The sequence below is a fragment of the Actinoplanes sp. NPDC048791 genome, from assembly GCF_040650095.1.
GTDB lineage: Bacteria > Actinomycetota > Actinomycetes > Mycobacteriales > Micromonosporaceae > Actinoplanes.
The window spans coordinates 1-7,583 of sequence record NZ_JBEZGQ010000360.1; the positions used below are offsets into that span (position 1 = coordinate 1).

Genomic DNA, 7,583 nt, shown 5'->3' on the forward strand with positions numbered 1-7,583 from the left:
CGCCGGTCTCGGCGCCGACCCGGTCCTGGGCGACCAGCGCGAGGGTCCGGCCCTGCTCGTCGCGCAGCGGCGTCTCCACCCGATGCGTACGCAGCCGCGCCACCGGGCGCAGCGGCCGGGTCCGGACGATCGTGCGCACCTCCGCGACCAGCTCGGCGGGCACGTCGTCACCATCGGTCAGCGGCAGCCGATGCTCGGTCCGGCTCGACCCGTCGGCCGGCGTCTTGAGATGCCACCCCGCGTCCCCGCCGCCGGTCCGCCGCCGCAGGGTCCGCTTGTGGCGGGCCAGCCGCAGATCGTCGGTGTCGAAGTAGGTCGCATCGAGCTCGTGCACCTCGGCCGCGCCGAGCTCCCGCACCCCGCCGGCACCGATGAGAGGCGGCAACTCGAAACCGGCGGGGACGTCGTACTTGCGTTCGTTCTCGGTTGCCGTCTCCATATGACCAATATGCCTGCTGGCCGGCGACTCAGCTATCTCGGCCGGGCGACTCAGCTGTCTCGGCCGGGCGACTCAGCTGTCTCGGCCGGGCGACTCAGCTATCTCACAGCAGGCCGGGGCAGCATGGAAAGCCGGTCTTGAACTTGGAGGTGCCGTGAACGAGCCGGAACGACGCAAGATCTCCCTGGCCGGCCTCGGACTGATCGGCGCGGGTGCGGTGCTCGGGCTCGCGCTCGCCGGTCCGGGAGTGAACCAGGGCGAGGGCGCCGCGCAGGGGCCTGGTGCGAGCGCTCCGGCGGAGCCGCCCAAGCCGCCACCGGCCGACAGCTGACGTTTTCTGCTTGTTCGCGGGCCCTGATTGACTCCCAGCTCATTTGGCGGTGCGGCACAGCGGTTTCCCAGAAATCCGCCGCACACTCGACTCAGGCCCCTGGTGGATCCGGCGCTCGTCCCCCGTGCGAGCGCCGGGTCCGTCAGGCCTGCGAGAGCGCCGCTCCGACCGCCGCCCCGGTCGGGGCGGCGCTTTTCTCATACATGGGCGTCCCCGTGGTTTCGGAGATATTGGGCCCGGGAGTAGTAGGCCGCGGCGGCACCGAAGTACATCGTCGCGAGCGAGACGTGGAAACTGTTGTCGGTCAGTGCGTTCTTGGCGTTGGCGGTCTCGGACCAGCGGATCTCGGCGTCGGAAGCACTGATCCCGCGCCGCGCACAGCGAACGCGATTGAGCTCCTTGCCGATCCGCCAGGTCTCGAGCGCGGCCTCGGCCTGCCGCATCATCGCCCGCGCCTTGTCGGCCAGCGACTCGGCCAGCGTCCAGGCGACCCGCTCCTCCTCATTGTGAAACCTGGGCATGGTGAACCTCCCGAGGTCTACCTCCTGAATTGTCTTCTTGTTCAGTGTGTGAGGAGGGGTAGGAGGCTGTCGATCTTTTACACCCGTAGGGAGGACGGCATCAGTGCAGCGTAGGGCGGTAGATGAGCTCCTGGACTCGGCCGTCGAGCGTGCGGGTCTCGAGTAGCTCGAGGTCAAAATCCTCGGCGCCGGCGAAGATCGGCCCGATCCCGGTCCGGCCGGTGACGACCGGAAAAAGCGTCACGTGTACGCGGTCGACAAGGCCGGCGGCCATCAGCGCCCGGTTCAGCGAAAGGCTGCCGTGCGAGCGGAGCGGGATGTCGGACTGCTCCTTGAGGCGGCCGACGACATCGACGGCGTCACCGTGCTCGACGGTCGCGTCGGGCCAGTCGAGGGGGCCTTCGAGGGTGCTCGACACGATGGTCGTCGGCAGGTTCCGCATGCGGGTGACCCACGGGTCGCGGACTGTTTCCTCGGTGTTCTCGGCCAGCAGGCTCGTGAAGATCCGGTAGGTGTTGGCCCCGAAGACCATGCGCTGGTCGGTGTCGTAGAGGGCGAGACGGCGGTCGAGGAGCTCGGGGCCCTGCTTGCCCCAGTAGCCGGTCCAGTCCCCACCGGCGGCGCCGAAGCCGTCGAGGCTGGAGAAGACGTCGAAGGTGTAGGTCGCGGTCATGGGGTTCTCCTTGGAAGTGAGCGGGTGGTTGTCTCTCACTTCCGCTACGAACGCCCCTGCCCCGAATCGACAAGCCCTGCTGAGGTTCTTCCGCGGATGCGTCAGGCGGTGGAGTTGCCCAGCAGCGCTGCCCGCCAAAGCGAGTCCAGTCGAGGGGCGGCCGCTTCGGCCAGTTGATCGGCCACACCGGCGACCACGACGAGGCTCAGCGTGACGCAAGAGGGCCTCACGACACGGATCAGATGCCCGTGCGGAGGCCCTCAACGATCCCAGCATCGGGATCTTCACCGGTGTCAGAAGCGCGCCACCGATGAGGTCAGATCGCGCCGATCAGCACTGCTCGAAATCGCCGTCCTTGATGCCGGTGACGAAGGCATCCCATGAATCACGGGTAAAGGTGAGAACCGCGCTGCGAGTGTCCTTGGAGTCACGGACTGCGACCTTGCCGTCGATTTCGGCAACCTCGACACAGGCATTGGAGCCGCAAAAGCTGGACTTACGCCATTTCGGAGAATCGGCGTTCATCATTGAAATCCTCATGATCGCAGTTTTGAATATTGTCTTTCAAGAGGAGTGCCAGATGTCAGGAGTCACAGCGGCCTGATCGAGGACGGCAATGACTCTGCGACTGAAGCGGCGAACTAATGCGTTGTACGCGTTCAGGACGACCGCTCGAGCGACACCATTGCCTCCCCGATCACGGCATCGGCCGCACTGTCGAACATGGCCAGTGCCGTTAGTGATTCGAAAGCTCGAATATATTCACGGATGGATTCCGGGGAGATCGAGATCACCTCGGAGGCGATCGTCTCCGCGGAGACATAGTCTTCGTCGAAGAGCCAGAAGGCGTTGATCACGTTGGGCAGCGGCGAGTTCGCGCGCACGATCCCGAAGCGGATGTTGGGCCTCGTCATCAGCTGGCGGATGCGGTCCAGCTGGGCCAGATGTTCTTCCGCGGTGCAGTGACGCGCCCACAGTGCGGCTTCCAGGATGATGAACTCGAACGACTTGCCGGCTTCCCAGAGGCGCTCTTGGCGTCGCATCCGCTCGTCGACCGCTTCATCGATCTCGTTCTGCGGAAACGGGGCGAGGCCGGTCACGATGCCACGGGCGTACGCCTCGGTCTGCATAAGCCCCGGCAGCACCGACGTGTCAAAGACCCGGATTCGTTCTGCCTTTTTCTCCAACTCGCGAAATTGCCTCTGCTTGGACGCGATGCCCAATTGATAGATTGCTCGACGATCGCCTTCAGGCATGTCCAGCAGGTCGAACTGGGCGAGTATCTTCTGCTCGATCTCCTCCGCCGGCTTGAGCACGGCCAGGATCGAGCGTATATCCGTAATGCTCGGCGCCACATCGCCGAGCTCGATCTTGGAGATCTTGGGCTGACTCATGTGTGCGGCGCGGGCGAGAGCCGCCTGCTTTATCGTTGCCTGCTGGCGGATCTTCCGAATGCTGGCGCCCAGTTGCACACGCGCCAGCTCACGATGATTGGGCAGGGCGTCCAACAACTTGTCGGTCATTTCTGCCCGTTCCGCATCTGCATGAGGTACTCGGTGAGCGGCACCGCTTCCAAAGCGTATTGTTCGTAATCCTTGAGTGCGGCTTCGACCTCTTTGCGGTCAGTGACCCGCTCAGTTTCCAGTAAGGCGCCTTCATCGTCGTAGTGAAGTCGCAGCAGAGCCTCTCGGTCGAACAGCCAGAAGTCCGGGCCGTCATACGGTGCGTCCACGGTTCGGACCCGGATGTCCTCGCCGGCGCCGTAATTCGGCGGGTACAGCCACTCCAGCTCGAATCTCGTGTATTTGGACAACGGCTCGGTGACCAGCCGGACCCGTTGGAACTGGCGCCCGAACTTCTTGCTGCGCACGAACTCGGGCCACTCGTTCGAGACCGGCCGGACGGGCTCGCCGGCGAGGTAGAGCTCGAACAGATGCCGCTCGGACGCCTCGGAGTAGAGCTGGAGCGCCTCCAGGCGGAGTGCTTCCGAGTGAAAAGTGTTCAACATCTGCGTCAAATCTTTCATGTTGCCCCCTCTGGCCGGCCCGATCCGCGCCGAGGGCGCGCCTGATGCACCACTATGCACGGACGCGACCGTCGAAGGACGGTCTATCGCCCGGTCAGGGAGCGCCTCGCAAGTCGGTGGCGTGCCGCGTGGAGCGACGAGTCGGCGCGGGTCGCCGTCGAGGACGCGCTCGTCGAGCACTCGAGTCACTCCTGGCCTGTCGATCCGGTCCTGCATCGGGACGACGGTACCGCAGTGGGACCGGTTGAAACCGAAATTCTTCGCGACCGAATAAACGAGCGCCGGAGTCGGCCCGGCGGAATATCGGCGGGCCGCCGTCAGCCCTGTCCGCCTTATTCGTGAATACCAAATGTAATGGACAGGTCCAGCGCTGGGCACGCATGGTTCAACCACGTCATCGGGATGCGAAAGGCAGACAGGGTGCTGACAGCATTGGCAGTTCTAGCGTGCGTTCTACAGGCAGTGGAGATCATCATCGCGTTGCGCCGACCTGGTACAAGAGACAACGACGACTCCCGTCGAAGCGCTTCTTGACGTCATGCCGGCCGGCGCATCCGGGCGAGCCGGCGAAGCCGATCGGGCAGGTGATTCGGTTCGGCCCGCGGTTGCAGTAACCGCCCGGGTTCGTCGCATCCGACAGATACTGCTGGTGGCAGCTATCGGTAAATGATCAGTAGTCAGACCAGTCATGGTCGGCCGAGCCGGACCAGTTGAGATGGCGCGGCAGGGTGACGATGCCGGCGGTCGGTCCATCTGGCTTGGCATTTCGGCGCATGGTCAGGCCAACTCTTCGCAACAACCGTCGCACGAGACGGGCACCCGATGCGGATGCCCGTCCGTTGCTGAGGTCAGTTGGTCTTCGCGACACCGATCGGGCAGGTCATCCCGTTCGGCCCGTGGTTGCAGTAGCCACCCGGGTTCTTTGCGTCCGAAAGATACTGCTGGTGGTAATCCTCGGCGTAGTAGTACGCCCCCAGCGGAGCAATCTCAGTAGTGATCTGCCCCCGCCCAGCCTTGCTGACAACCGGCTGGAACGCCTCCACAGAAGCCATCGCCACCGCAGCCTGCGCAGCCGTAGTCGTGTAAATGGCCGACCGGTACTGAGTCCCCACGTCGTTCCCCTGGCGCATGCCCTGCGTAGGGTCGTGGTTCTCCCAGAACGCCTTCAGCAACGTCTCATAGCTGATCTTCGCCGGGTCGTAGACCACCTGCACGACCTCAGCATGCCCGGTACGCCCCGAGCAGGTCTCCTCGTACGTAGGGTTCGGGGTCGTCCCGCCCGCATAACCCACCGAGGTCGAGTACACCCCGGGCAGCCGCCAGAAGATCCGCTCGGCTCCCCAGAAGCAGCCCATGCCGAACACGGCCGTCTCGAATCCGGCCGGCCAGGGGCCCTTCAGCGGGGTTCCGAGCACCGTGTGCTTCTCAGCCACCGGCATCTCGGCGTGGTGGCCGGACGTAACACCAGGCAGGTCGAGCTTCTTGTACCGCAGGAACACGGTCACTCCTCTCATCCGCCCTCTACAACGCTTCCTCCAGGGCGATCCTTACCCGGTCCGCGTACGACTGCGCCTCGTCGGGGGAGGAGTACTTCGTGCGCGGCCAGAAGAAGCCGCGCAGGCCATCGCCCTTTGTCCGGGGTACGACGTGCGTGTGCAGATGAGGCACGGACTGCGACACCACGTTGTTGATCGCCACGAAGGTTCCCTGGGCGCCCAGGGCTGACGGGACCGCCGCAGCCACCCGTTGCACCAGGGCGAAATAGCCCGGCAGCAGCGAGGCGGGCAGGTCGGTCAGCTGGGAGACGTGCGGGCGGGGCACCACCAGGACGTGGCCTTTGAAGACCGGCCGGATGTCGAGGAAACCGACGCCGTCCTCGGTGTCCACCACCCGGAACGCGGGAACCGTACCCGCCACGATCGAACAGAACAGGCAGTCGGGCATCAGCGCAGACTAGCCTTGCCGTTCATGACGGGTAACACGTACGGCTTCGACACTCTGGCCATCCACGCCGGGCAGGACCCGGATCCGCGCACCGGGGCGGTGGTGCCGCCTATCTATCAGACGAGCACCTACGCGCAGGATGCCGTCGGCGCCCCGCGGCTGGGTTACGAGTACAGCCGCTCGGGCAACCCGACCCGCGACGCCCTCCAGGAGTGCCTCGCCGCGATCGAGGGTGGCCGGCGTGGCCTCGCCTTCGCCAGCGGGCTCGCCGCCGAGGACACCCTGCTGCGCACGGTCTGCCGTCCCGGCGACCACGTGGTGATCCCGGACGACGCGTACGGCGGCACCTACCGCCTCTTCGCCAAGGTCGCGGAGAACTGGGGCCTGGACTGGACCGCCGTGCCGCTCAGCGACCTGGACGCGGTACGCGCCGCGTTCCGTCCCGGGCACACCCGGCTGATCTGGGCCGAGACGCCGACCAATCCGCTGCTGAACATCGCCGACGTCACCGCCCTCGGCGCGCTGGCCCACGAGTACGACGCGATGCTCGCCGTCGACAACACGTTCGCCTCTCCTTACCTTCAGCAGCCGCTGGCGCTCGGGGCCGACGTGGTCATCCACTCGACGACCAAGTATCTCGGCGGGCACTCCGACGTTGTCGGTGGCGCCCTGGTCACCGCCGGTGACGAGCTCGGCGATCAGCTCGCTTTCCACCAGAACGCGATGGGCGCGGTCAACGGACCCTTCGACGCCTGGCTGACCCTGCGGGGCATCAAGACCCTCGGCGTACGGATGGACCGGCACTGTGACAACGCCGAGCGGATCGTCTCCTACCTCCAAGACCATGAGGCCGTCGGTCAGGTGCTCTACCCGGGGCTGGAGTCGCATCCCGGACACGAGACCGCCGCCAAGCAGATGTCACGCTTCGGCGGCATGGTGTCGTTCCGCGCGGCCGGCGGTCCTGAGCAGGCGATCAACATCTGCAACCGGACCAAACTGTTCGTCCTGGCCGAGTCGCTGGGCGGCGTCGAGTCGCTGATCGAGCACCCGGGACAGATGACACACCTGTCCGCCGCGGGCTCACCGCTTGAAGTCCCCGCCGATCTCGTGCGACTGTCTGTCGGCATCGAAACCGTTGACGATCTGCTCGCGGATCTGGAGCAGGCGCTCGGCTAGGGCTTAGACAGACGGAGACGGGCCATGGAGAACCTGGCGACCACGTGGGTGGGTGCCACGGCGAAGCAGATCTCGCGTGCGGTGCGGCGCGGCGACACGACAGCCACCCAGGTCGTGGCCGATCACCTGGAGCAGATCGCGATCTCCGATCCGGCGATCGCGGCGTTCCGGGTGGTGCGGGCCGGTGAGGCGATCACCGAGGCCGAGAAGGTCGACGACCAGGAAGACCTGGCCAATCTGCCGCTGGCGGGCGTGCCGGTCGCGGTGAAGGAGAACACGCCCGTCGCCGGCCTGCCGACCTGGCACGGCTCGGCGGCGGCGCGGTCCGCCGTGGCCGAGGACGACCACGAGGTGGTCCGGCGGCTGCGCGGGGCCGGCGCGGTGGTGGTCGGTGTGACCCGGATGCCCGAGCTGGGACTGTGGGGCACGACCGACGGCGCCGAGGAGCCGACCCGCAACCCGTGGGCGCTGGA

12 protein-coding genes are annotated in these 7,583 nt (G+C 66.0%); 3 read left to right on the forward strand and 9 right to left on the reverse strand.

Going from position 1 to position 7,583, the window contains the following annotated elements; translation table 11 throughout:
- Positions 1–439 (reverse strand): CYTH domain-containing protein (locus AB0C29_RS24265; RefSeq protein WP_360824120.1); only part of this gene is annotated, 439 nt, incomplete at its 3' end.
- Between the two features lie 154 nt (positions 440–593).
- Between AB0C29_RS24265 and AB0C29_RS24270 the strand changes: the two genes are divergently transcribed.
- A complete protein-coding gene (locus AB0C29_RS24270; RefSeq protein ID WP_360824123.1) occupies positions 594–770 on the forward strand; it encodes a hypothetical protein in 177 nt (58 codons plus the stop codon).
- 197 nt (positions 771–967) lie between these two features.
- Here the strand turns inward: AB0C29_RS24270 and AB0C29_RS24275 are convergent, their stop codons facing one another.
- The 8 genes from AB0C29_RS24275 to AB0C29_RS24310 all read right to left on the reverse strand — a co-directional run bounded on the left by AB0C29_RS24275 (position 968) and on the right by AB0C29_RS24310 (position 5,934).
- Complete coding sequence (locus tag AB0C29_RS24275; RefSeq protein WP_360824126.1) at positions 968–1,291, reverse strand: hypothetical protein; 324 nt, start codon at positions 1,289–1,291, stop codon at positions 968–970.
- A 100-nt stretch (positions 1,292–1,391) separates the two neighbouring features.
- On the reverse strand, positions 1,392–1,964 hold the full coding sequence (locus tag AB0C29_RS24280) for a dihydrofolate reductase family protein (protein WP_360824129.1): 573 nt from the start codon (positions 1,962–1,964) through the stop codon (positions 1,392–1,394).
- A gap of 101 nt (positions 1,965–2,065) precedes the next feature.
- Entirely contained in the window at positions 2,066–2,194 is a 129-nt protein-coding gene (locus AB0C29_RS24285) for a hypothetical protein (protein WP_360824132.1), read from the reverse strand.
- Between the two features lie 100 nt (positions 2,195–2,294).
- Complete coding sequence (locus tag AB0C29_RS24290) at positions 2,295–2,489, reverse strand: DUF397 domain-containing protein (protein ID WP_360824135.1); 195 nt, start codon at positions 2,487–2,489, stop codon at positions 2,295–2,297.
- Between the two features lie 134 nt (positions 2,490–2,623).
- Positions 2,624–3,487, reverse strand: a complete 864-nt coding sequence (locus AB0C29_RS24295) for a Scr1 family TA system antitoxin-like transcriptional regulator (protein WP_360824138.1) — start codon at positions 3,485–3,487, stop codon at positions 2,624–2,626.
- Positions 3,484–4,206 carry a DUF6879 family protein gene (locus AB0C29_RS24300; protein WP_360824141.1) on the reverse strand — a complete coding sequence of 241 codons (723 nt, stop codon included), beginning with the start codon at positions 4,204–4,206 and terminating at the stop codon, positions 3,484–3,486. Before AB0C29_RS24300 ends, AB0C29_RS24295 begins: the two co-directional genes overlap by 4 nt.
- A gap of 632 nt (positions 4,207–4,838) precedes the next feature.
- Positions 4,839–5,429, reverse strand: a complete 591-nt coding sequence (gene msrA, locus AB0C29_RS24305; protein ID WP_360824152.1) for a peptide-methionine (S)-S-oxide reductase MsrA — start codon at positions 5,427–5,429, stop codon at positions 4,839–4,841.
- Positions 5,430–5,511: 82 nt separating this feature from the next.
- Complete coding sequence (locus tag AB0C29_RS24310) at positions 5,512–5,934, reverse strand: HIT family protein (RefSeq protein WP_360824144.1); 423 nt, start codon at positions 5,932–5,934, stop codon at positions 5,512–5,514.
- Between the two features lie 24 nt (positions 5,935–5,958).
- Here AB0C29_RS24310 and AB0C29_RS24315 point away from each other — a divergent pair, with 24 nt between their 5' ends.
- Positions 5,959–7,110, forward strand: coding sequence for a cystathionine gamma-synthase (locus tag AB0C29_RS24315; RefSeq protein ID WP_360824147.1), 1,152 nt, complete (start codon positions 5,959–5,961; stop codon positions 7,108–7,110).
- Positions 7,111–7,134: 24 nt separating this feature from the next.
- Positions 7,135–7,583: amidase family protein (locus tag AB0C29_RS24320; RefSeq protein ID WP_360824149.1), on the forward strand; the 449-nt coding region annotated here is incomplete at its 3' end.